This window comes from Streptomyces sp. SirexAA-E, assembly GCF_000177195.2.
Lineage (GTDB): Bacteria > Actinomycetota > Actinomycetes > Streptomycetales > Streptomycetaceae > Streptomyces > Streptomyces flavovirens.
In genome coordinates, this window is the sequence record NC_015953.1 from 5031348 (window position 1) to 5054550 (window position 23203).

Below are 23203 nucleotides of genomic sequence, written 5' to 3' on the forward strand. Positions count from 1 at the left end.
CGATCAACAGACCGCAGTCGGACAGCACAACCGGTCGCCGAGCCAGAAGGCCGACGTCCGCTCCAGGGAAGGACCCTTCGTGAGCGACACCACCGATCTGATGGGCGCCACTGCCGACAAGAACGTCGACAGCTCCGCGCCCGCCGAAGGTGCTGCCACTGGCACCACCGCACGGCGCCGCCGCTCCGGCACCGGCCTCGAGGGCATGGTCCTGGCCGAGCTGCAGCAGGTCGCGTCCGGCCTCGGCATCAGGGGGACTGCGCGGATGCGCAAGAGCCAGCTGATCGAGGTCATCAAGGAGGCGCAGGCCGGCGGGGGCTCCGCCGCGCCCAAGGCCGCCGCCAAGTCCGCCGCCCCCGCGGCCGCCGAGACCGAGAGCAAGCCCAAGCGGCGTGCCACCTCGAAGGCGCGTACGGGCGACGAGAGCGCCGCCGCCGCGCCGGCCGACAAGGCCGCCGCCCAGCAGCAGATCGACATCCCGGGCCAGCCGGCCAGCGACGACCAGCCCGCGGGCGAGCGACGCCGCCGCCGGGCGACCGCGCAGGCGGGCAGCCCCGAGACGAAGAGCGAGGCCAGGACGGAGCCGCAGGCCGAGCCGCGGACCGAGGGCCGGCAGGACCGCGCCGAGGAGCGCGGCGAGGCCAAGGGCGAGCGCGGGGAGCGCGGCGAGGCGAAGGGCGACGCCAAGGGCGACGCGAAGGCCGAGTCCGCGACCGACAACGCCGAGGGCCGCCGCGGAGACCGCCAGGACGGCCGTCGCGGTGACCGCCGCGACCGCCAGCGCGACCGCCGCGGCAAGGGCGACGACCAGGGCCAGCAGGGCGGCGGACGCCGTCAGGGCCAGCAGGGCGGCGGCCAGGGCCAGCAGAGCGGTGGCGGCGGCGGCCAGCACGACGACGGGTACGACGACGAGGGCGGCCGCCGCGGCCGTCGGGGCCGTTACCGCGACCGCCGGGGCCGTCGTGGCCGCGACGACTTCGCGACGGACGTCCAGGTCGCCGACGACGACGTCCTGATCCCCGTCGCGGGCATCCTTGACATCCTCGACAACTACGCCTTCATCCGGACCTCCGGCTACCTGCCCGGCCCGAACGACGTGTACGTCTCGCTGGCCCAGGTCCGCAAGAACGGCCTGCGCAAGGGCGACCACGTCACCGGCGCGGTGCGCCAGCCCAAGGACGGCGAGCGCCGCGAGAAGTTCAACGCGCTGGTCCGCCTCGACTCGGTGAACGGCATGGCGCCGGAGACCGGCCGCGGCCGCCCCGAGTTCCAGAAGCTGACGCCGCTCTACCCCCAGGACAGGCTCCGTCTGGAGACGGACTCCAACATCCTGACCACCCGGATCATCGACCTGGTCGCCCCGATCGGCAAGGGCCAGCGCGGTCTGATCGTGGCCCCGCCGAAGACCGGTAAGACCATGATCCTTCAGGCCATCGCCAACGCGATCACGGTCAACAGCCCCGAGTGCCACCTGATGGTCGTCCTGGTCGACGAGCGTCCGGAAGAGGTCACCGACATGCAGCGGTCGGTGAAGGGCGAGGTCATCTCCTCGACCTTCGACCGTCCCGCCGAGGACCACACCACCGTCGCCGAGCTCGCCATCGAGCGCGCCAAGCGCCTCGTGGAGCTGGGACACGACGTGGTCGTCCTGCTGGACTCGATCACCCGTCTGGGACGCGCCTACAACCTGGCGGCACCCGCCTCCGGCCGCATCCTGTCCGGTGGTGTCGACTCGACCGCGCTCTACCCGCCGAAGCGCTTCTTCGGTGCCGCGCGCAACATCGAGGACGGCGGCTCGCTGACCATCCTGGCCACCGCGCTCGTCGAGACCGGCTCGCGCATGGACGAGGTGATCTTCGAGGAGTTCAAGGGCACCGGCAACATGGAGCTCAAGCTCGACCGGAAGCTCTCCGACAAGCGCATCTTCCCGGCGGTGGACGTCGACGCGTCCAGCACGCGCAAGGAAGAGATCCTGCTCGGCAGCGACGAACTGGCCATCGTCTGGAAGCTGCGCCGGGTGCTGCACGCGCTCGACCAGCAGCAGGCGATCGAGCTGCTCCTGGACCGCATGAAGAAGACGCAGTCCAACGCGGAGTTCCTGCTCCAGATCCAGAAGACGACGCCGGCGCCGGGCAACGGCAACGACTGACGTCGCACCAGCGATCACCCGCACTGCCCCCGTCACCCCGGTGACGGGGGCAGTGCGCTGTCCTGCGCTCGACGGCCCGGGCCGCCGCAGGTCCGAGACCTTGGCCACACCGGCACCGGGCGGGCCCTGCCCCCGGCGGCGCCCGCCCCGGGCCGAAAACCGCTGGTGAGACCGAATTCCCCGTCCGCCCGTCCCCGCCCCGCGTGGCCCCCGTCCCCGGACGGGGGCCACAGCCCGTTGTGCGAGGCTGCTGGCTGCTCCGGTGCTCCGCCCAGGGGCGCCGGACCGTGCCCGTGGACCACGGCAGGGGGACAAGCAGCGAGGAAGGCAACGAGGGAGTCGCATGAGCGAGCAGCGCAGCAGCACCGGCCGAATACGCGGCACCGGCCGCCGCCGCAGGAAGCCGTCCCGGGGCAGGCGGACGAGGAACGTCGCGCTGTGGGCCGGGGCCGCCGTGGTCGTCGTCGGGGGCTCCGGGCTCGGTTACGCCTATCTCACGCTCAACGGCAACATCGAGGCCGTGGACATCGACGCCGCACTCGGCGCCGACCGCCCGGACGACGTCGACGACGGCTCCCAGGACATCCTGGTGCTGGGCTCGGACTCCCGCTCCGGCGCCAACTCCGCCTACGGCGCCGACGAGGGCGCCGCGCGTTCGGACACCGCGATGGTCGTCCACGTCGACAAGGGGCACACCTCGGCCGACGTGGTCTCCGTCCCCCGGGACACCCTCGTCGACCGCCCCGCCTGCACCAGCGACACGACCGGCCGGGAGGTCGGGGCCGAGAGCAAGGCGATGTTCAACACGGCGTACGAGGTCGGCGGGCCGGCCTGCGCGGTCAAGACCGTCGAGGCGATGTCGGGCATCCGCATGGACCACTACGTCGAGGTCGACTTCACCGGCTTCAAGAAGATCGTCGACGAGCTCGGCGGCGTGCGGATCACCACCGCGCAGGCCATCGACGACTCCCACAGCCACCTGCGGCTCGACCCGGGCACCCACACCCTGACCGGGGAGCAGTCACTGGGTCTGGTCCGCACCCGCAAAAGCGTCGGCGACGGCAGCGACCTGGGACGCATCCAGCTCCAGCAGGCCTTCGTCAAGGCACTGATGGCCCAGGCGAAGGGGGTCGGGGTGTTCTCCAGCCCCAAGACGCTCTTCGGGCTCGCCGACACCGCCACCAAGGCCGTCACCACGGACTCGGGACTGGCCAGCGTCAAGAAGCTCACCGGCTTCGCGAACGGCCTCAAGGGCCTCGGCCCGAAGAACGTGGACATGGTCACGCTGCCCGTGGAGTACGACCCGGCCGACCCCAACCGCGTACTGCCGCAGGAGGAGGCCGGACGGCAGCTGTGGGCGGCGCTCGCGCACGACCGGCCGATCCCGGCGTCCGCCACCGCGCGGTCGGCCGGCGACAAGGGGGACGCGAGCGAGGTCGTACGGTGACGGCCCGGCGGACGACGCCTTCCGGTCACCGGGCGGTCGCGTAACGTACCCGGACAGTACGGGAATAGTCACGTCCCCCTCCTCGTTTTGGGAGATACGGCCGGTCCTGGCAGACTGGTCCGTCGGCCCCGGTTCACGGACGCGCAATCCGCGCGTGCGACCCGGCGCCCTCCCGAATCTAGGAGACACCTTGAAGCGCGACATTCACCCCGAGTACGTCGAGACCCAGGTCAGCTGCACCTGCGGTGCCTCGTTCACCACCCGGAGCACCATCGACGGCGGCGCCATCCGTGCCGACGTCTGCTCCGAGTGCCACCCGTTCTACACGGGCAAGCAGAAGATCCTCGACACCGGTGGCCGCGTGGCCCGCTTCGAGGCCCGCTTCGGCAAGGCCGCCGGCACCGCCGGCAAGTAGCGAGCCACTGCGCCGGTTCCCGGGGCCCTCTTGCGGGGGCGCCGGGACCGGCGTTTTTTCCGGCTGTACCGCCACCGGCGGCCGGCCGTCCAGCAGGCCCGCAGACGTATGACGCACGGAACCAGGAGCCCGGAGATGTTCGAGGCGGTCGAGGAACTGATCGGCGAGCACGCCGATCTGGAGAAGAAGCTCTCCGATCCGTCGGTCCACGCCGACCAGGCCAACGCGCGCAAGCTCAACAAGCGCTACGCGGAGCTGACCCCCGTCATCTCCACGTACCGGGCCTGGAAGCGGACCGGTGACGACATCGAGACCGCCCGTGAATTCGCCGCCGACGACCCGGACTTCGCCGCAGAGGTCAAGGAACTGGAGAAGCAGCGCGAGGAGATCACCGAGAAGCTCCGGCTCCTCCTGGTCCCGCGCGACCCCAGTGACGACAAGGACGTCCTCCTGGAGATCAAGGCGGGCGCGGGCGGCGACGAATCCGCCCTGTTCGCCGGCGACCTGCTGCGGATGTACCTGCGTTACGCCGAGCGCGTCGGCTGGAAGACCGAGATCATCGACTCCACCGAGTCCGAGCTCGGCGGCTACAAGGACGTCCAGGTCGCCGTGAAGACCAAGGGCGGCAACGGGGCCACCGAGCCCGGCCAGGGCGTCTGGGCGCGGATGAAGTACGAGGGCGGCGTGCACCGCGTGCAGCGCGTGCCCTCCACCGAGTCCCAGGGCCGCATCCACACCTCGGCCGCCGGTGTGCTCGTCACGCCCGAGGCGGAGGAGGTCGACGTCGAGATCCACGCCAACGACCTCCGCATCGACGTCTACCGCTCGTCCGGTCCCGGCGGCCAGTCCGTCAACACCACCGACTCCGCGGTGCGCATCACGCACCTGCCCACCGGTGTCGTCGCCTCCTGCCAGAACGAGAAGAGCCAGCTCCAGAACAAGGAGCAGGCCATGCGCATCCTGCGCTCCCGGCTGCTGGCCGCCGCCCAGGAGGCAGCCGAGCAGGAGGCGTCGGACGTGCGCCGCAGCCAGGTGCGCACCGTGGACCGCTCCGAGAAGATCCGCACGTACAACTTCCCGGAGAACCGGATCTCCGACCACCGCGTCGGCTTCAAGGCGTACAACCTCGACCAGGTCCTCGACGGCGACCTCGACGCCGTCATCCAGGCCTGCGTGGACGCCGACTCCGCCGCCAAGCTCGCCGCCGCGTAGGCGCCCGAGCCCCCCAGCCCGCTCGTGAACCGCCCGTGAACCCGTACGGAGAACCGCGATGAACCTGCTGCTCGCCGAGGTGGCCCAGGCCGCCCAGCGGCTGGCCGACGCCGGTGTCCCCTCCCCGCGATTCGACGCCGAGGAACTCGCCGCGTTCGTGCACGGCGTCAAGCGGGGCGAGCTGCACAACGTGCCGGACGCCGACTTCGACGCGCGCTACTGGGAGACCGTGGCCCGCCGCGAGGCGCGCGAGCCGCTTCAGCACATCACCGGACGCGCCTTCTTCCGCTACCTGGAGCTCCAGGTCGGCCCCGGGGTCTTCGTGCCCCGGCCGGAGACCGAGTCCGTCGTCGGCTGGGCCATAGACGCCGTCCGCGCGATGGACGTCGTCGAACCGCTCATCGTCGACCTCTGCACCGGCTCCGGCGCCATCGCCCTGGCCATGGCACAGGAGGTGCCGCGCTCGCGCGTGCACGGCGTGGAGCTCTCCGAGGACGCCCTGAGGTGGACCCGGAAGAACGCCGAGGGGTCCAGGGTCACCCTGCACCGCCAGGACGCCCTGAGCGCCCTCCCCGAGTTCGACGGCCAGGTCGACCTGGTCATCTCCAACCCGCCGTACATCCCGCTCACCGAGTGGGAGTACGTGGCACCCGAGGCCCGCGACCACGACCCGCAGATGGCGCTCTTCTCGGGCGAGGACGGCCTCGACACCATCCGCGGCATCGAGCGCACCGCCCACCGCCTGCTGCGCCCCGGCGGCCTCGTCGTCATCGAGCACGCCGACACCCAGGGCGGCCAGGTGCCGTGGATCTTCACCGAGGAGCGGGGCTGGGCCGACGCGGCCGACCACCCCGACCTGAACAACCGACCCCGGTTCGCGACGGCCCGCAAGGCCATGCCGTGACCCCGGGGGCACCGGAACCGCAAGAGACCTGTCCACCAGACCTGTACACGTCCGAGGAGGCCGGCTGATGGCACGGCGATACGACTGCAACGACGCGACCGACCGTACGACCGGCCTGCGTGAGGCCGCGTCCGCCGTTCGCCGCGGCGAACTGGTCGTGCTGCCCACCGACACCGTGTACGGGATCGGCGCGGACGCCTTCAGTTCCGAGGGCATCGCCGACCTGCTCGCCGCCAAGGGCCGTGGCCGGAACATGCCGACCCCCGTCCTGATCGGCTCCCCGAACACCCTGCACGGCCTGGTCACCGACTTCTCCGAAGAGGCATGGGAGCTCGTCGACGCGTTCTGGCCCGGCGCCCTCACCCTCGTCGCCCGGCACCAGCCCTCGCTCCAGTGGGACCTCGGTGACACCCGCGGCACGGTCGCCGTACGGATGCCCCTGCACCCGGTGGCCATCGAGCTGCTCACCGAGGTCGGCCCGATGGGCGTCTCCAGCGCCAACCTCACCGGCCACCCCTCGCCGGAGACCTGCGACGCCGCCCAGGACATGCTCGGCGACTCCGTCTCCGTCTACCTCGACGGCGGCCCGACCCCCGGCATCGTGCCGTCCTCGATCGTCGACGTCACCGGCAAGGTGCCCGTGCTCCTGCGGGCCGGCGCGCTCTCCGTCGAGGAACTGCGCAAGGTCGTACCCGACCTCGAGGTGGCCAGTTGATCGCCCCTGAGGGGCGTGGCATAGCGGGGCAGGACCACACTTTCCGCATCCTCCACGTCAGCACCGGCAACGTCTGCCGCTCGCCCATCACCGAGCGGCTGACCCGCCACGCCCTGGTGGACCGCCTCGGCGACCCGCTCAGCGGCGGCCTCATCGTGGAGAGCGCCGGCACCTGGGGCCACGAGGGCGCGCCCATGGAGGCCAACGCGGAGGTCGTGCTCGCCGACTTCGGCGCCGACGCCACCGGGTTCGTCGGCCGCGAACTCCTGGACGAGCACGTGATCCGCGCCGACCTGGTGCTCACCGCCACCCGCGACCACCGCGCCCAGGTGATCTCCATGGGCCACTCCGCGGGACTGCGCACCTTCACGCTCAAGGAGTTCACCCGCCTCGTGCGGGCCATCGACCCGGCGACGCTGCCCGACGCCCGCGAGGAGGGCGTCGTCGAGCGCGCCCGGGCCCTGGTGCGCGCCGCCGCCGCCCTGCGCGGCTGGCTGCTGGCCCCCACCGCCGAGGCCGACGAGGTCTACGACCCCTACGGCGCGCCGATCACGTTCTTCCGCTCCGTCGGTGACGAGATCAGCCAGGCGCTCGACCCGGTCGTGACCGCCCTGACGGGCGTCAGCGCCCCGCACTGACCCCCCGACCCGTCTCCGGTGCGCCGACCGGCGTACGGGCCCGCACGGCAGCGGGCAGGGGGCCGGGCACCGGCCTACATTGGAGCGGACACCAGCGCCCCACCTCCACAGGCCCGGAGCCGTCCCATGCCGGTCACCACTCCAGCCGCATCCGCGGACGCCGCCCTGCCCCAGGACTTCGACGCCCTGCTCCACGAGGACCCCGAGGTCGCCGGCATCCTGCTGGCCGAGTCCGGCCGTCAGTCGAGCACCCTCCAGCTCGTCGCGGCAGAGAACTTCACCTCGCCCGCCGTCCTGGCCGCCCTCGGCTCCCCGCTCGCCAACAAGTACGCCGAGGGGTACCCCGGTGCCCGCCACCACGGCGGCTGCGAGCAGGCCGACGCCGTCGAACGCGTCGCCGTCCGGCGTGCCACCACGCTCTTCGGCGCGGACCACGCCAACGTGCAGCCGCACTCCGGCTCCTCCGCCGTCCTGGCCGCCTACGCCGCGCTGCTGCGCCCCGGCGACACGGTGCTGGCGATGGGGCTCGCCCATGGCGGACACCTCACCCACGGCGCCCCGGGGAACTTCTCCGGCCGCTGGTTCGAGTTCGCCGGCTACGGCGTCGACCCGGACAGCGGGCTGATCGACCACACCCAGGTGCGCGCCCTGGCCCGGGCCCGGCGGCCCAAGGCGATCGTCTGCGGTTCGATCTCCTACCCCCGGCACCCCGACTACGAGACCTTCCGCGAGATCGCCGACGAGGTGGGCGCCTACCTGATCGCCGACGCCGCCCACCCGATGGGGCTGATCGCCGGGGGAGCGGCGCCCAGCCCCGTGCCGTACGCGGACGTGGTGTGCGCCACGACGCACAAGGTGCTGCGGGGGCCGCGCGGCGGCATGATCCTGTGCGGCGCGGAGCTGGCGGAGCGGATCGACCGCGCGGTGTTCCCGTTCACGCAGGGCGGTGCCCAGATGCACACCGTCGCGGCCAAGGCGGTCGCCTTCGGCGAGGCGGCGACCCCCGCGTTCGCGGTCTACGCCCACCATGTGGTGGCCCACGCGCGGGCCCTGGCGGCCGGTCTGGAGGCGGAGGGCTTCGACGTGACCACGGACGGCACGGACACCCACCTCGTCGTCGTGGACCCCGCTCCGCTGGGCGTCGACGGCCGCACCGCCCGGGACCGGCTCATGGCCGCCGGGATGGTGCTCGACACCTGCGCCCTGCCCCACGGTGACACCCGGGGCCTGAGGCTCGGCACCGCGGCCGTCACCACCCAGGGGATGGACGAGGCGGACATGGCGCGCATCGCCGCGCTGTTCGGCGCGGCCGTCCGGGAGGGGGACGACGCGGGCCGGCTGCGCGCCGAGGTGGGTGAGCTGACCGGTCGCAATCCCCCGTATCCGGGGTAGGCGAAGCCTGTGCAACCATCACCCGTGCCCTGGAGTCCCTGTTCATGGGACTAGGGTGTGGGGCTGAGATGGCCGGCGAAATCTGTGGGGCAGCCCGTGCGTGATTACCTGCTGACGCTCTGTGTCACGGCTGCGGTGACCTATCTGCTGACCGGACCGGTGCGGAAGTTCGCCATCGCGGTCGGGGCGATGCCCGCGATCCGGGCGCGCGACGTACACCGGGAACCGACACCGCGGCTCGGTGGCATCGCCATGTTCGGCGGACTGTGCGCCGGGCTGATCGTCGCGGACCATCTGTTCAACCTGAACAGCGTCTTCGAACTCTCCAGCGAGCCGCGGGCCCTGCTCTCGGGTGCCGCCCTGATCTGGCTGATCGGTGTCCTGGACGACAAGTTCGAGATCGACGCGCTGATCAAGCTCGGCGGCCAGATGATCGCCGCCGCCGTCATGGTCATCCAGGGTCTGACGATCCTGTGGCTGCCCATCCCGGGCGTCGGCACGGTCGCCCTCACCCAGTGGCAGGGCACGCTGCTGACGGTGGCCCTGGTGGTCATCACCATCAACGCGGTCAACTTCGTGGACGGCCTGGACGGTCTCGCGGCCGGCATGGTGTGCATCGCCTCCGCCGCGTTCTTCCTGTACACCTACCGGCTCTGGTACGGGTACGGGATCGAGGCCGCGGCCCCCGCCACGCTCTTCGCGGCGATCCTGATGGGCATGTGCCTCGGCTTCCTGCCGCACAACATGCACCCGGCCCGGATCTTCATGGGCGACTCGGGGTCCATGCTGATCGGCCTGGTGCTGGCGGCGGGCGCGATCTCGGTGACCGGTCAGGTCGACCCCGACCTGATGAACCTCTTCGCGGGCGGCGAGCGCGCGGCGACCCACGCGATGCTGCCCGTCTTCATCCCGCTGCTGCTGCCGCTGACCATCATCGCGATCCCGGCGGCCGACCTGGTGCTCGCCATCGTGCGGCGCACCTGGAACGGGCAGTCGCCCTTCGCGGCCGACCGCGGGCACCTGCACCACCGGCTGCTGGAGATCGGGCACTCGCACAGCCGGTCCGTGCTGATCATGTACTTCTGGTCCGCGCTGATCGCGTTCGGCGCCGTCGGCTACTCCGTGCACTCGACGTCCCTGTGGATCGTGCTGGTCATCGTCGGGCTGAGCGCGGTGGGACTGATCCTGCTGCTCATGCCGCGCTTCACCCCGCGCGCACCGCGCTGGGCCGAGGCCTTCGTGCCGCCGCGCTACCGGCGCCGCCGACAGGCCGCGGCGGAGGCCGGGACCGAGGCGGAGGGCCAACAGCCGCCGGAGGGACCCGAGATGGCTTCCCAGGCTCCGGAACGCACGCCTGTGGCCGTCGGAGTGTCCGGCGTCAACGGCGCGACCGCGATCGGCCCCCGTTCGCGCTTTTCGAATCGTGACCGTGCCGATTCGTCCCGTTGACGTTTCGGGCGCAAAACCCCATTACCACGCGAAGTATGGTGGTGCTCGGCGCACACGCGCGGCTTAGTCCTCATGTGTGACAGCGGGCACACCTTTCGGGTAAAGACCTCATCAAATAGTTTGTGATACCGTTCACGAAGCCCGGTGAAACGGTCGATGGACACTGAGGAAAAGCGTCCTCGGCCTGAGGCACCGACTTCGACCGGGCCTACGCTCGTCCCTGACGACCACCGACCACCCCCTGCAACGCGGAGCTACCTCCATGCCGTCCAACGACGTCCGGACTCTCCTCCACACCGCTGTGCCCACTGCCGCCGCCGGTGCTGTCACCGTCGCCGTCTGCGGTGTGCTCGCGGGCGGCAAAGGGGCGATCGGAGCGGCGGTCGGAACGCTGGTGGTGATCCTCTTCATGGGGATCGGGCTCACCGTTCTGCAGCGCACCGCGAAGTCCCTGCCGCACCTGTTCCAGTCCATGGGACTCGTGCTGTACACGACCGAACTGCTGCTGCTCTTCGTCTTCGTGGCCGCCTTCAAGGACACGACACTCTTCAACCCGAGGGCGTTCGCCGCGTCGATCATCGTCGCGACCCTCACCTGGGTCGCGGCCCAGATCCGCGTCCACATGAAGACGAAGATCCTTTACGTCGAACCGGAACCGTCCGTGGCCAAGAAGCCCGAGAACACGGGGTCGTCGACGTGAGGGGTAGGGCCGGGATAAGCGCGCGTTCGAGACCCTGCTATCGTCCGGTGCCAACTGCGGCACTGCGGGCGCGGGCATCCGAATCGGCGCCTGCTTCATCGCGAGGCGTCATGCCTGAGCCGCCCCCCCATCCGTAACACCAGTCCAGTGCCGACCAGCGGCTGCTTGCCGCGCCGACACAACGAGGTTGCCGTACCTATGCGCCACGCTGAAGGAGCCCGCGGTGAGTGCTGACCCGACGACGGTGCTCGCCTTCGAGACCGACTGCCACATCTTCGACGGATGTGGTTTCCCGGCTCCTGGCCTGCACTCCTTTGTTTTCGAGCCGATGGCCACCGTCGGCGGCATCGAGATCAACAAGCCGATGCTGCTGGCGGTCCTGAGCACCGTCGTCGTCGTCGGTTTCTTCTGGGCGGCTTTCAACAAGCCGAAGCTGATCCCCGGAAAGCTCCAGATGGTGGCGGAGGCGGGTTACGACTTCATCCGCACCGGTGTGGTCTACGAGACGCTCGGCAAGCGTGAGGGCAAGAAGTACGTGCCCCTCATGGTCTCGCTGTTCTTCTTCATCTGGATCATGAACCTCTGGGCCATCATCCCGCTCGCCCAGTTCCCGGTGGTCTCGGTCATCGGGTTCCCGGTGGCGCTGGCCGCGATCGTGTACGTCCTCTGGGTCAGCCTGACCTTCAAGCGCCACGGCTTCGTCGGCGGCTGGAAGAACATCTCGGGCTACGACAAGTCGATCGGCCCGGCTCTCCCGTTCGTCATGCTCATCGAGCTCATGTCGAACCTGCTGATCCGGCCGTTCACCCACGCCGTGCGACTGTTCGCCAACATGTTCGCCGGCCACGTGCTGCTGCTGATCTTCACCATCGCCAGCTGGTACCTGCTGAACGGCATCGGCATCGCCTACGCAGGTGTCTCGTTCGTGATGACCATCCTGATGACCGCCTTCGAGCTGTTCATCCAGGCGCTGCAGGCCTACGTGTTCGTCCTCCTGGCCTGCAACTACATTCAGGGCGCTCTCGCCGAGCACCACTGATCCGGCTCAGCTCCACCCCCGATAGTCGTCCGGTGGCCAACCCCCACCGGTTCTGAAAGAGAAGGAAGAAACGGCATGTCCGCTCTTGAGACCCTCGCCGCCGTCAACATCACGGGCAACCTCGGTTCCATCGGCTACGGCCTCGCCGCGATCGGCCCCGGCGTCGGCGTCGGCATCATCTTCGGTAACGGCACCCAGGCGCTGGCCCGTCAGCCCGAGGCCGCCGGCCTGATCCGTTCGAACCAGATCCTCGGCTTCGTCCTCTGTGAGGCGCTCGCCCTGATCGGTCTCGTCATGCCCTTCGTCTACCCGGTCGACTAATTCGCCGCATTCCGACTGCCCGATGCGACGAAAGGCATTGATGTGAACGCCCTACAGCTGGCGGCCGAGGGAGAGATCCAGAATCCGCTGCTCCCGGCGGTCCCCGAGATCATCATCGGCCTGATCGCCTTCGCCATCGTCTTCGGCTTCCTCGCGAAGAAGCTCCTCCCGAACATCAACAAGGTTCTGGAAGAGCGCCGCGAGGCCATCGAAGGCGGAATCGAGAAGGCCGAAGCGGCCCAGACCGAGGCCCAGAGCGTTCTTGAGCAGTACAAGGCTCAGCTCGCCGAGGCCCGGCACGAGGCCGCCCGCCTGCGCCAGGAGGCGCAGGAGCAGGGTGCCGTCATCATCCAGGAGATGAGGGCGGAAGGTCAGCGGCAGCGCGAGGAGATCATCGCCGCCGGCCACGCCCAGATCGAGGCCGACCGCAAGGCCGCGGCCTCCGCGCTGCGTCAGGACGTGGGCACGCTCGCCACCGCCCTGGCCGGCAAGCTCGTCGGCGAGTCCCTCGAGGACCACGCCCGGCAGAGCGGCACCGTCGACCGATTCCTCGACGAGCTCGAGGCGAAGGCCGAGGCCGTCCGATGAACGGAGCGAGCCGCGAGGCACTGGCTTCCGCACGTGAGCGTCTCGACGCGCTGACCGACTCCACGTCGGTCGACGCCGGGAAGCTCGCCGAGGAGCTGGCGGCCGTCACCGCGCTGCTCCACCGCGAGGTGTCGCTGCGCCGGGTCCTCACCGACCCGTCGCAGGGCGGCGAGGCCAAGGCCGAGCTCGCCGGGCGACTGCTGCGCGGTCAGGTGGGCGGCGAAGCCGTGGACCTGGTCTCCGGCATGGTCCGGTCCCGCTGGTCGCGTTCGCGCGACCTGGTGGACTCGGTCGAGGAACTGGCGAACACCGCGGACTTCACCGCGGCCCAGCGCGCCGGTGCGCTCGACGACGTCGAGGACGAGCTGTTCCGGTTCGGCCGGATCGTCGCCTCGGACGTCGCGCTGCGGTCGGCCCTGACCGACCGGGCGGCCACGGCCTCGGCCAAGAGCGAGCTGCTGCACCGGCTGCTCGGCGGCAAGGCGCAGCCGGTCACCGAGCGCGTGGTCACGCGTCTCGTGACGCAGCCCCGTGGACGTAGCCTGGAGGAGGGACTCGAGTCCCTGTCCAAGCTCGCCGCGGAGCGCCGGGAGCGCGCGGTCGCCGTCGTCACCTCGGCGGTGCCGCTGTCCGACCGCCAGAAGCAGCGCCTCGGCGCGGCCCTGGCGAAGATCTACGGCCGCACGATGCACCTGAACCTGGACGTGGACCCCGCGGTCCTCGGCGGGATCTCGGTGCGCGTCGGTGACGAGGTCATCAACGGCACGATCGCGGAGCGCCTCGAAGAGGTCACCCGCAGGATGGCCGGCTGACAGCGCGCAGCGCACGCACCGCACCAACTGAACGAGCAAGAACAGCGGCCCGGTTGGGCCGTGCAGAAATTGCAGAAGATTCCTGGGGGTCGCCCCCAGACCCCACTGAGAAACTTCGGGCCCAACAAGGAGAGCAGGGAACCCAGATGGCGGAGCTCACGATCCGGCCGGAGGAGATCCGGGACGCACTGGATAACTTTGTCCAGTCGTACCAGCCGGACGCGGCCTCGCGCGAGGAGGTCGGTACGGTCAGCGTTGCCGGTGACGGCATCGCGAAGGTCGAGGGCCTTCCCTCGGCCCAGGCGAACGAGCTGCTGAAGTTCGAGGACGGAACCCTCGGTCTCGCCCTCAACCTCGAGGAGCGCGAGATCGGTGCGATCGTCCTCGGCGAGTTCAGCGGAATCGAGGAGGGCCAGTCGGTGCAGCGCACCGGCGAGGTGCTCTCCGTCGGCGTCGGCGAGGGTTACCTCGGCCGCGTCGTCGACCCGCTCGGCAACCCGATCGACGGTCTCGGCGAGATCGCGACCGAAAGCCGTCGCGCCCTCGAGCTGCAGGCCCCCGGCGTCATGGTCCGCAAGTCGGTCCACGAGCCGATGCAGACCGGCTACAAGGCCGTCGACGCCATGGTGCCGATCGGCCGTGGCCAGCGTCAGCTGATCATCGGTGACCGTCAGACCGGCAAGACCGCCCTGGCCGTCGACACGATCATCAACCAGCGCGACAACTGGCGCTCGGGCGACGTCAACAAGCAGGTGCGCTGCATCTACGTCGCCATCGGTCAGAAGGGCTCCACCATCGCCTCCGTGCGCGGTGCCCTCGAAGAGGCCGGCGCCCTGGAGTACACGACCATCGTCGCCGCCCCGGCGTCCGACCCGGCCGGCTTCAAGTACCTGGCGCCGTACACCGGTTCGGCCATCGGCCAGCACTGGATGTACGCCGGCAAGCACGTCCTGATCATCTTCGACGACCTGTCGAAGCAGGCCGACGCCTACCGCGCCGTGTCGCTGCTGCTGCGCCGCCCGCCGGGCCGCGAGGCCTACCCGGGCGACGTCTTCTACCTGCACTCGCGTCTGCTGGAGCGCTGCGCCAAGCTCTCCGACGACCTGGGCGCCGGTTCGATGACGGGCCTCCCGATCGTCGAGACCAAGGCGAACGACGTGTCGGCGTTCATCCCGACCAACGTCATCTCCATCACCGACGGCCAGTGCTTCCTGGAGTCCGACCTGTTCAACGCGGGTCAGCGTCCGGCGCTCAACGTCGGTATCTCGGTCTCCCGCGTCGGTGGCTCCGCCCAGCACAAGGCCATGAAGCAGGTCTCCGGCCGACTGCGTGTGGACCTCGCCCAGTACCGCGAGCTGGAGGCGTTCGCCGCCTTCGGTTCCGACCTGGACGCGGCCTCCAAGGCGTCGCTGGAGCGCGGTAAGCGCATGGTCGAGCTGCTGAAGCAGGCGCAGTACGCCCCGTTCCCGATGGAGGAGCAGGTCGTCTCCGTCTGGGCCGGCACCACGGGCAAGATGGACGACGTCCCGGTCGAGGACATCCGTCGCTTCGAGACCGAGCTGCTGGAGTTCCTGCGCCGCGAGCGCAAGGACCTCCTGACCAGCATCGCCGAGGGCGGCAAGATGTCCGACGACACGCTGCAGTCGATCGCCGACGCGATCGCCGCCTTCAAGCAGCAGTTCGAGACCTCGGACGGCAAGCTCCTGGGCGAGGGCTGATCGATGGGCGCTCAGCTTCGCGTTTACAAGCGCCGCATCCAAGCCGTCACCGCGACCAAGAAGATCACCAAGGCGATGGAGATGATCGCCGCCTCGCGCATCGTCAAGGCGCAGCGCAAGGTGGCGGCGTCGATGCCGTACGCGACCGAGCTCACCCGTGCGGTGACCGCGGTGGCGACCGGCTCGACCACCAACCATCCGCTCACCACCGAGGCCGAGGCTCCGGCCCGGGCGGCGGTCCTGCTCCTCACGAGCGACCGCGGTCTGGCCGGCGGCTACTCCTCCAACGCCATCAAGGCGGCGGAGCGGCTCCGGGAGCGGCTGGCGGCCGAGGGCAAGGAGGTCGACACGTACATCGTCGGCCGCAAGGGTGTCGCGTACTACGGCTTCCGTGAGCGCAAGGTCACCGAGTCGTGGACCGGCTTCACGGACAGTCCCGAGTACGCGGACGCCAAGAAGATCGCCGAGCCCCTCATCGAGGCCATCCAGAAGGACACGGCCGAGGGCGGCGTCGACGAGCTGCACATCGTCTTCACGGAATTCGTGTCGATGATGACGCAGAACGCGGTCGACGGCCGGATGCTTCCGCTGTCGCTCGACAAGGTCGTGGAGGAGGACGGTACGAAGGGCGAGATCCTTCCGCTGTTCGACTTCGAGCCGTCGGCCGAGGACGTCCTCGACGCCCTTCTGCCGCGCTACGTCGAGAGCCGTATCTACAACGCACTGCTGCAGGCCGCCGCTTCCGAGCACGCTGCCCGCCGCCGTGCGATGAAGTCGGCGACCGACAACGCCGGAGACCTCATCAAGAGCCTCTCCCGGCTTGCCAACGCGGCCCGCCAGGCCGAAATCACCCAGGAAATCAGCGAGATCGTCGGCGGTGCGAGTGCCCTGGCCGACGCGTCCGCGGGGAGTGACAAGTAATGACGACGACAGTTGAGACGGCCGCTGCCACGGGCCGCGTCGCCCGGGTCATCGGCCCGGTCGTCGACGTGGAGTTCCCCGTCGACGCGATGCCGGAGATCTACAACGCCCTGCACGTCGATGTCGACGACCCGGCCGAGGCCGGCGCTCGTAAGACGCTGACCCTCGAGGTCGCCCAGCACCTGGGTGACGGCGTGGTCCGCGCGATCTCGATGCAGCCCACCGACGGCCTGGTCCGCCAGGCCGCGGTGACCGACACGGGCGCGGGCATCACCGTCCCCGTCGGTGACGTGACCAAGGGCAAGGTGTTCAACACCCTCGGTCAGATCCTGAACGAGCCGGAGGCCGAGTCCCAGGTCACCGAGCGCTGGCCGATCCACCGCAAGGCCCCGGCCTTCGACCAGCTCGAGTCCAAGACCGAGATGTTCGAGACCGGCCTGAAGGTCGTCGACCTGCTGACCCCGTACGTCAAGGGAGGCAAGATCGGTCTGTTCGGTGGTGCGGGCGTCGGCAAGACGGTCCTCATCCAGGAAATGATCATGCGTGTGGCGAAGCTGCACGACGGTGTGTCGGTGTTCGCCGGTGTCGGTGAGCGCACCCGTGAGGGCAACGACCTCATCGACGAGATGACCGAGTCGGGCGTTCTGGACAAGACCGCGCTGGTCTTCGGCCAGATGGACGAGCCGCCGGGGACGCGTCTGCGCGTGGCCCTGTCCGCGCTGACCATGGCGGAGTACTTCCGCGATGTGCAGAAGCAGGACGTGCTGCTCTTCATCGACAACATCTTCCGCTTCACGCAGGCCGGTTCCGAGGTCTCCACGCTGCTCGGCCGTATGCCGTCCGCGGTGGGTTACCAGCCGACCCTGGCCGACGAGATGGGTGTGCTCCAGGAGCGCATCACCTCGACGCGTGGTCACTCGATCACCTCGATGCAGGCGATCTACGTCCCCGCGGACGACCTGACCGACCCGGCCCCGGCCACCACGTTCGCCCACCTCGACGCGACGACGGTTCTCTCCCGTCCGATCTCGGAGAAGGGCATCTACCCGGCCGTGGACCCGCTGGACTCCACGTCCCGCATCCTGGACCCGCGCTACATCTCGCAGGACCACTACGACGCGGCCAGCCGCGTCAAGGGGATCCTGCAGAAGTACAAGGACCTCCAGGACATCATCGCGATCCTCGGCATCGACGAGCTGGGTGAAGAGGACAAGCTCGTGGTCTCGCGCGCCCGTCGCGTCGAGCGCTTCCTCTCGCAGAACACCCACGCCGCCAAGCAGTTCACCGGCCTGGACGGTTCGGACGTTCCGCTCGACGAGTCGATCGCCGCGTTCAACGCGATCTGTGACGGGGAGTACGACCACTTCCCCGAGCAGGCGTTCTTCATGTGCGGTGGCCTGGACGACCTCAAGGCCAAGGCCAAGGAGCTCGGCGTCTCCTGAGCCTCCGGCTCACCGAGGGGGGTGGGTGTGTCCCGCCCCCCTCACCACGCCCCGTAGAATTGACCCAACACCCGGCACGACCGCCGGGTGGTGACCCGAGGAGCCACCCTTGGCTGCTGAGCTGCATGTCGAGCTGGTCGCCGCGGACCGTAATGTCTGGTCCGGCGAGGCCACCCTCGTTGTCGCACGTACCACGTCCGGCGACATCGGCGTCATGCCCGGTCACCAGCCGCTTCTGGGTGTGCTGGAGTCGGGCCCGGTGACGATCCGTACGAGCGACGGCGGCACCGTCGTCGCCGCCGTCCACGGCGGTTTCATCTCGTTCGCGGACAACAAGCTGTCGCTGCTGGCGGAGATCGCCGAGCTGGCGGACGAGATCGACGTCCAGCGCGCCGAGCGTGCGCTGGAGCGTGCGAAGTCGGACACGGACGGCGCCGCCGAGCGGCGCGCCGAGGTGCGACTGCGTGCGGCGGCGCACTGAGCGTCCCCACGAAGTGTTTTTACCTCAGCCGCGGCCGATCCGGACCCCTCCGGACCGAGCCGCGGCTGAGGCGATGCAGGTGCAGTCCGGTTCGGCTCGGTACGGTATCCGTTACTCGACGATGCGAGGAGGTCGGTGGAAATGGTCCTCGCGTTGTGGGTGGGCGGCCTGGTCGTCGTACTGGTGGCAGTGGGGCTGTTCGTCTTCGGTCTGCGCCGACGGCTGATCCAGCGGTCCGGCGGCACCTTCGACTGCAGCCTGCGCTGGGACATCTCCCCGGAACCCGATCCGTCCGGCAAGGGCTGGGTGTACGGGGTCGCCCGCTACCACGGTGACCGCGTCGACTGGTTCCGGGTCTTCTCCTACTCGCCCCGTCCGCGTCGCGGCCTGGAGCGTTCGGCCATCGAGGTGGTCGCCCGCCGGCTGCCCGAGGGCGAGGAGGAGCTCGCGCTCCTGTCCGACTCCGTCGTGCTCGGCTGTCTCCACCGGGGGACACGCCTGGAGCTGGCGATGAGCGAGGACGCCCTGACCGGCTTCCTCGCGTGGCTGGAGGCGGCGCCGCCCGGCCAGCGGGTCAACGTGGCCTAGGGCTTGTTGCGAAGTAGCGCCGTCCGCGCGGAGGGCGGGTCCGGCGGCGTCTGGTGCGTGCGATCGCAAGGCGGAGGGTCGCCCCGATACTGGATGTATCGGGTGATCCCGGCAACGCCGCGAGAGTGCGTGCCAGGCGCCGCCGGCAGGCGGGACTTTTGAAACAAGCCCAAGGGGGCGGGGCTCGCCGTCCCGGGGTTTTTCCCGGTCGCCGTGGGCCGGTCCGTGCCGCACATACGAGAACCGGGGAGACAGGGGGCGGACCTGTCTCCCCGGCGTCTTTCGGGGTTGCGCTACCTCATGGGGATCCGGTGCCGAACACGCACTAGTTGAGGCCGCTGTCCATGGCGCTCACGAGCTCGCCGTTGGCGGTGTCGCCGCTGAACTCCCAGAAGAACGCACCGCCGAGGCCCTGGCTGTTCGCCCAGGCCATCTTGGAGGTGATGGTCGCCGGGGTGTCGTAGCTCCACCAGTTGGTGCCGCAGTGCGCGTACGCGGTGCCGGCGATCGTGCCGGTGGCCGGGCAGCTGGTCTTGAGGACCTTGTAGTCCTCGATGCCCGCCTCGTACGTGCCCGGGGCCGCGCCGGTGGCGGTGCCGCCCGGTGCCGCCTGGGTCACGCCCGTCCAGCCGCGGCCGTAGAAGCCGATGCCGAGCAGCAGCTTCGAGGCCGGGACGCCCTTGGCCTTCAGCTTGGCGATGGCGGCGGCGGAGTTGAAGCCGTCCTGCGGGATGCCGGCGTACGCGTTCAGCGGGGAGTGCGGGGCCGTCGGACCCTTCGCCTCCCAGGCGCCGAAGAAGTCGTACGTCATCACGTTGTACCAGTCGAAGGACTGCGCGGCGCCCGCGTAGTCGGCGGCGTCGATCTTGCCGCCGTCCGAGCCGTCCGCGGTGATCGCGGCGGTGACCAGGTTCTTCGCGCCGAACTTGGCGCGGAGCGCGGAGGACAGGTTCTTCAGCGCGGCGGGGCCGCTGGTGTCACAGGTCAGGCCGCAGGCGTTGGGGTACTCCCAGTCGATGTCGATGCCGTCGAAGACATCGGCCCAGCGGGGGTCCTCCACCAGGTCGTAGCAGGACTGGGCGAACGCGGCCGGGTTCTGCGCCGCGGCACCGAAGCCGCCGGACCAGGTCCAGCCGCCGAACGACCAGATCACCTTGATGTGCGGGTACTTCGCCTTGAGCTTGCGCAGCTGGTTGAAGTTGCCGCGCAGCGGCTGGTCCCACGTGTCGGCGACGCCGTCGACCGACTGGTCGGCGGTGTAGGCCTTGTCGTAGTCGGCGTAGGAGTCGCCGATGGTGCACTTGCCGCCCTGGACGTTGCCGAAGGCGTAGTTGATGTGCGTGATCTTCTCGGCCGAGCCCGAGGTCACCAGGTTCTTGACGTGGTAGTTGCGCCCGTAGACGCCCCAGTTGGTGAAGTAGCCGAGGTTGACCTTGCTGCCGGTGCCGGGGCCCGGGTTGTCGTTCCCGCCCGTGGTGCGCACGGCCACCGCGCCGCTGACCGGTCCGGTCTGGTCGGCGGTGTCGCGGGCCTGCACGGAGTAGGAGTAGTCCGTGCCCTTGGTGAGGCCGGTGTCGGTGTACGTCGTCGTGGTGACCGTCGCGACCTTGGCGCCGTCGCGCAGGACGTCGTAGTTCTTGATGCCCTTGTCGTCGGTGGCTGCGCTCCAGGAGAGCTTCACCGAGGTGTCGGTGATGCCGCTCGCGGTGGGGGTGCCGGGCTTGGACGGGGCGCTGTCGCCGGGGACCGTGCCGCCGCCGTCACAGGAGGCACCGTTCAGCTTGCAGCCGGTGGGGGAGCCGGATCCGGTGCCGTTGAAGCCGAAGCTGATGCTGGCACCCGGGGCGACCGTACCGTTCCAGCCGAGGTTCTTGGCGGTCCAGTGGGTGCCGGAGCTGGTCACGGAGGCGTCCCAGGCGGAGCCGACCGCGGTGCCGGAGGGGAAGTCCCACTCGATCGTCCAGGAGGACAGGGCGGTGGTGCCGGTGTTCTTCACCGTCCACTGGCCCTCGAAGCCGCTGCCCCAGTCCGACTTCTTGAGGTAGGTGGCGGTCGCCGAGGTCGCGGCCTGGGCCGGGGACGCCAGGCCGACCATCGCGGCGAGCGGCAGCAGCAGTGCGGTGAAGCCCGCGACCGCCTTGGCCCGGGTGGCCCGCCCCGGGCCGAGTCTCCATCTGAGACGGGAACTTCTTCGGGGGGATTCAGTGCTCAACGGTGCTCCTCGGGTGAGGTCCGACAAACGGGGGTGGTTCGTGGACTGCAAACCCTGCGTCGCCCTGAGCGCGCTTGTCATGGCGTACTCACCGCAGTGTGCTCGGTGAGATTAGGAAGGTCTGGACCAATCGTCAAGAGGTCCAGACCAAAGTTCCGGAACCGGCGTTAGAGGCCCAACTCCTGAGCGAGGACGGCCGCTTGCACCCTGCTGCGCAGCTCCAGCTTTCCCAGGAGCCTGCTGACGTGCGTCTTCACCGTCGCCTCCGCCATCGAGAGCCGCCCGGCGATCTCCGCGTTCGACAGCCCCTGCCCCAGGCAGCCCAGCACCTCGCGCTCCCGCCGGGTGAGCGCGTCCAGCACCGCGGGGTCGGGTGCGCCGTCCCTCGCGGCCGTCGCTCCCGCGAACTCGGCGATCAGCCGGCGGGTCACCGCCGGGGCGATCATGCCCTCGCCGCCCGCCACCGTGCGGACGGCGTCCAGCAGGTCGTGCGCCTCGGTGTTCTTCAGCAGGAACCCCGCCGCCCCCGCGCGCAGCGCCCCGAACACGTAGGCGTCCAGGTCGAACGTCGTCAGCACCAGGACGTCGGCGAGCCGCTCGGCCACCACCTGACGCGTCGCCGACACCCCGTCGAGCCGGGGCATCTGCACATCCATCAGCACCACGTCCGGGCGCAGTTCGCGGGCCAGGCGCACGGCGGCCTCACCGTCCGCGGCCTCGCCCACGACCTCGATGTCCGGCGCGCTGCCCAGAATGAGCGCCAGCCCCGCGCGCACCGCCGACTGGTCCTCGGCGACCAGTACCCGGATGGTCATGCGTACGTCCCTTCCTCCACAGGCAGCTCCGCCCGCACCCGCCAGATCTCGCCGCCGTCCGCCGGCCCCGTGCCGATCGTCCCGCCGAGGAGCTTCACCCGCTCCGCCATCCCCGCCAGCCCGGCCCCCGAACCGGGGGCGCGTGGCCCGGGACGGTCGCCGACGACGCTGGTCACCTCCACCGTCAGACCGGTGTCCGAGCGTTCCAGACGTACCGTCACCGGGCCCGGCGCCGCGTGCTTCAGCGCGTTCGTCAGGGACTCCTGGACGATGCGGTAGGCGGCCAGTTCCACCGGGGCGGGCAGCGGGCCGGTCCGGGCGCGGATGTCGTCCAGGGTGACGGTCAGGCCGCTGGACGCGGCGTTCGACCGGGCCTGGGCGACGAGGGCGTCCAGGGAGGCGAGCGTCGGCGCCACCCCCGGCCCGTCGTCCCCGCCGCTGTCCCGCAGCAGTCCGATCAGCCGCCGCATCTCTGCCAGCCCCTCCACACTGTTGTGCCGGATCACCCCGAGGGCGTCGCGGGAGGTGGCCGGGTCGTCGATGGAGAGCGCCGCGGTGGAGTGGATGGCGATCGCGGAGAGATGGCCGGCGACCAGGTCGTGCAGCTCCCGGGCCATCCTGGCCCGTTCGGCGGTCACCGCCTGGGTCCGGTCCACCTCGGCCAGCAGGGCCGTCTGTTCGGCCCGCAGCCGGGCCGCCTGGGCGGCCTCGCGGTGATTGCGCACACCGACGCCGGTGAGGGCCGGGGCGAAGGAGACCAGTCCGGTCACCACGCCGAACAGCAGCGCCTCGGAGACCCGGAGCCAGGCGGAGAACCCGACGGTGGCCGCCACGGTGACCAGGAAGGTGGCGACCGGGATGCGCCGGGCGGCGGTCGGGCTCCCGTACACCACGGCCGCGTACATCAGGTCGGTGTACATCAGGACCGTCGCCAGGCTGCCCGTCGTGAACTGGTCGGCGACCAGCGCGAGCGTGCCCAGGGCCAGCGCGGTCTGCGGCCTGGTCCGGCGCAGCGGCTCCAGGGCGGCCGTCACCACCAGCGGTAGGAGCGCCACCCAGTGCGCGCCGAAGAAGCCGCCCTGGGTGTGCAGGCCCACCGCCCAGAGCAGCAGTCCGCCGGCCAGCCCGACGACCCCGATCAGCACGTCCTGGCGGTGCGGTCGGGAGCGGTGCGGGCGCGCAGAGGTGGACACGCCTCCATCCAACACGGCGGCGGCGCGCACGGCCTCGGTGGCCGGGAGGAGG

22 protein-coding genes are annotated in these 23203 nt (G+C 70.3%); 19 read left to right on the plus strand and 3 right to left on the minus strand.

Annotated elements, in window-relative coordinates:
* Nucleotides 1-79 precede the first annotated feature (79 nt).
* The 19 genes from rho to SACTE_RS22700 all read left to right on the plus strand — a co-directional run bounded on the left by rho (nt 80) and on the right by SACTE_RS22700 (nt 18931).
* Nucleotides 80-2149: a transcription termination factor Rho gene (rho, locus tag SACTE_RS22610; protein ID WP_014048337.1), complete on the plus strand. Its 2070-nt coding sequence runs from the start codon at nt 80-82 to the stop codon at nt 2147-2149.
* Between the two features lie 343 nt (nt 2150-2492).
* Nucleotides 2493-3596, plus strand: coding sequence for an LCP family protein (locus tag SACTE_RS22615; protein WP_014048338.1), 1104 nt, complete (start codon nt 2493-2495; stop codon nt 3594-3596).
* Between the two features lie 190 nt (nt 3597-3786).
* Nucleotides 3787-4011, plus strand: a complete 225-nt coding sequence (gene rpmE, locus SACTE_RS22620; protein WP_014048339.1) for a 50S ribosomal protein L31 — start codon at nt 3787-3789, stop codon at nt 4009-4011.
* Nucleotides 4012-4146: 135 nt separating this feature from the next.
* Nucleotides 4147-5223, plus strand: a complete 1077-nt coding sequence (gene prfA / locus SACTE_RS22625; RefSeq protein ID WP_014048340.1) for a peptide chain release factor 1 — start codon at nt 4147-4149, stop codon at nt 5221-5223.
* A 58-nt stretch (nt 5224-5281) separates the two neighbouring features.
* Nucleotides 5282-6127 carry a peptide chain release factor N(5)-glutamine methyltransferase gene (gene prmC / locus SACTE_RS22630; protein ID WP_014048341.1) on the plus strand — a complete coding sequence of 282 codons (846 nt, stop codon included), beginning with the start codon at nt 5282-5284 and terminating at the stop codon, nt 6125-6127.
* Nucleotides 6128-6194: 67 nt separating this feature from the next.
* Complete coding sequence (locus SACTE_RS22635; RefSeq protein WP_014048342.1) at nt 6195-6842, plus strand: L-threonylcarbamoyladenylate synthase; 648 nt, start codon at nt 6195-6197, stop codon at nt 6840-6842.
* Nucleotides 6839-7480, plus strand: a complete 642-nt coding sequence (locus SACTE_RS22640) for a low molecular weight phosphatase family protein (RefSeq protein WP_014048343.1) — start codon at nt 6839-6841, stop codon at nt 7478-7480. Before SACTE_RS22635 ends, SACTE_RS22640 begins: the two co-directional genes overlap by 4 nt.
* A 126-nt stretch (nt 7481-7606) precedes the next feature.
* On the plus strand, nt 7607-8872 hold the full coding sequence (gene glyA, locus SACTE_RS22645) for a serine hydroxymethyltransferase (RefSeq protein WP_014048344.1): 1266 nt from the start codon (nt 7607-7609) through the stop codon (nt 8870-8872).
* An 84-nt stretch (nt 8873-8956) separates the two neighbouring features.
* Nucleotides 8957-10321 (plus strand): MraY family glycosyltransferase, encoded by a 1365-nt coding sequence (locus SACTE_RS22650; protein WP_026358932.1) that lies wholly within the window; start codon nt 8957-8959, stop codon nt 10319-10321.
* A gap of 262 nt (nt 10322-10583) precedes the next feature.
* On the plus strand, nt 10584-11021 hold the full coding sequence (locus SACTE_RS22655; protein WP_014048346.1) for a hypothetical protein: 438 nt from the start codon (nt 10584-10586) through the stop codon (nt 11019-11021).
* Nucleotides 11022-11244: 223 nt separating this feature from the next.
* Entirely contained in the window at nt 11245-12060 is an 816-nt protein-coding gene (atpB, locus tag SACTE_RS22660) for a F0F1 ATP synthase subunit A (RefSeq protein WP_014048347.1), read from the plus strand.
* Nucleotides 12061-12135: 75 nt separating this feature from the next.
* A complete protein-coding gene (atpE, locus tag SACTE_RS22665; protein WP_014048348.1) occupies nt 12136-12381 on the plus strand; it encodes an ATP synthase F0 subunit C in 246 nt (81 codons plus the stop codon).
* A gap of 42 nt (nt 12382-12423) precedes the next feature.
* Nucleotides 12424-12969 (plus strand): F0F1 ATP synthase subunit B, encoded by a 546-nt coding sequence (locus tag SACTE_RS22670; protein WP_014048349.1) that lies wholly within the window; start codon nt 12424-12426, stop codon nt 12967-12969.
* Nucleotides 12966-13781, plus strand: a complete 816-nt coding sequence (locus SACTE_RS22675; RefSeq protein WP_014048350.1) for a F0F1 ATP synthase subunit delta — start codon at nt 12966-12968, stop codon at nt 13779-13781. The genes SACTE_RS22670 and SACTE_RS22675 overlap by 4 nt, the downstream gene beginning before the upstream one ends.
* A gap of 146 nt (nt 13782-13927) precedes the next feature.
* Nucleotides 13928-15499, plus strand: coding sequence for a F0F1 ATP synthase subunit alpha (gene atpA / locus SACTE_RS22680; RefSeq protein WP_014048351.1), 1572 nt, complete (start codon nt 13928-13930; stop codon nt 15497-15499).
* A 3-nt stretch (nt 15500-15502) separates the two neighbouring features.
* Entirely contained in the window at nt 15503-16420 is a 918-nt protein-coding gene (locus SACTE_RS22685; RefSeq protein ID WP_014048352.1) for a F0F1 ATP synthase subunit gamma, read from the plus strand.
* The gene (atpD, locus tag SACTE_RS22690; RefSeq protein ID WP_014048353.1) at nt 16420-17862 is read left to right on the plus strand and encodes a F0F1 ATP synthase subunit beta; all 1443 of its coding nucleotides are present in this window, start codon (nt 16420-16422) and stop codon (nt 17860-17862) included. The genes SACTE_RS22685 and atpD overlap by 1 nt, the downstream gene beginning before the upstream one ends.
* Before the next feature lie 109 nt (nt 17863-17971).
* Entirely contained in the window at nt 17972-18343 is a 372-nt protein-coding gene (locus SACTE_RS22695) for a F0F1 ATP synthase subunit epsilon (RefSeq protein WP_014048354.1), read from the plus strand.
* A gap of 141 nt (nt 18344-18484) precedes the next feature.
* On the plus strand, nt 18485-18931 hold the full coding sequence (locus tag SACTE_RS22700) for a DUF2550 domain-containing protein (RefSeq protein ID WP_014048355.1): 447 nt from the start codon (nt 18485-18487) through the stop codon (nt 18929-18931).
* A 325-nt stretch (nt 18932-19256) separates the two neighbouring features.
* Here the strand turns inward: SACTE_RS22700 and SACTE_RS22705 are convergent, their stop codons facing one another.
* The 3 genes from SACTE_RS22705 to SACTE_RS22715 form a co-directional block, all read right to left on the minus strand.
* On the minus strand, nt 19257-21143 hold the full coding sequence (locus SACTE_RS22705; RefSeq protein ID WP_019992345.1) for a glycoside hydrolase family 18 chitinase: 1887 nt from the start codon (nt 21141-21143) through the stop codon (nt 19257-19259).
* A 167-nt stretch (nt 21144-21310) separates the two neighbouring features.
* The gene (locus SACTE_RS22710; RefSeq protein ID WP_014048357.1) at nt 21311-21958 is read right to left on the minus strand and encodes a response regulator transcription factor; all 648 of its coding nucleotides are present in this window, start codon (nt 21956-21958) and stop codon (nt 21311-21313) included.
* Nucleotides 21955-23151 (minus strand): histidine kinase, encoded by a 1197-nt coding sequence (locus SACTE_RS22715; protein WP_226995181.1) that lies wholly within the window; start codon nt 23149-23151, stop codon nt 21955-21957. Before SACTE_RS22715 ends, SACTE_RS22710 begins: the two co-directional genes overlap by 4 nt.
* Nucleotides 23152-23203: the final 52 nt, after the last annotated feature.

Bases quoted from the DNA above. Each gene is read 5' to 3' on its own strand.
- SACTE_RS22615 (WP_014048338.1), top strand. From the start codon at position 2,493: ATGAGCGAGCAGCGCAGCAGCACCGGCCGAATACGCGGCACCGGCCGC.
- prfA (WP_014048340.1), top strand. From the start codon at position 4,147: ATGTTCGAGGCGGTCGAGGAACTGATCGGCGAGCACGCCGATCTGGAG.
- prmC (WP_014048341.1), top strand. From the start codon at position 5,282: ATGAACCTGCTGCTCGCCGAGGTGGCCCAGGCCGCCCAGCGGCTGGCC.
- SACTE_RS22635 (WP_014048342.1), top strand. From the start codon at position 6,195: ATGGCACGGCGATACGACTGCAACGACGCGACCGACCGTACGACCGGC.
- glyA (WP_014048344.1), top strand. From the start codon at position 7,607: ATGCCGGTCACCACTCCAGCCGCATCCGCGGACGCCGCCCTGCCCCAG.
- SACTE_RS22655 (WP_014048346.1), top strand. From the start codon at position 10,584: ATGCCGTCCAACGACGTCCGGACTCTCCTCCACACCGCTGTGCCCACT.
- atpE (WP_014048348.1), top strand. From the start codon at position 12,136: ATGTCCGCTCTTGAGACCCTCGCCGCCGTCAACATCACGGGCAACCTC.
- SACTE_RS22675 (WP_014048350.1), top strand. From the start codon at position 12,966: ATGAACGGAGCGAGCCGCGAGGCACTGGCTTCCGCACGTGAGCGTCTC.
- atpA (WP_014048351.1), top strand. From the start codon at position 13,928: ATGGCGGAGCTCACGATCCGGCCGGAGGAGATCCGGGACGCACTGGAT.
- SACTE_RS22685 (WP_014048352.1), top strand. From the start codon at position 15,503: ATGGGCGCTCAGCTTCGCGTTTACAAGCGCCGCATCCAAGCCGTCACC.
- atpD (WP_014048353.1), top strand. From the start codon at position 16,420: ATGACGACGACAGTTGAGACGGCCGCTGCCACGGGCCGCGTCGCCCGG.
- SACTE_RS22700 (WP_014048355.1), top strand. From the start codon at position 18,485: ATGGTCCTCGCGTTGTGGGTGGGCGGCCTGGTCGTCGTACTGGTGGCA.
- SACTE_RS22710 (WP_014048357.1), bottom strand. From the start codon at position 21,958: ATGACCATCCGGGTACTGGTCGCCGAGGACCAGTCGGCGGTGCGCGCG.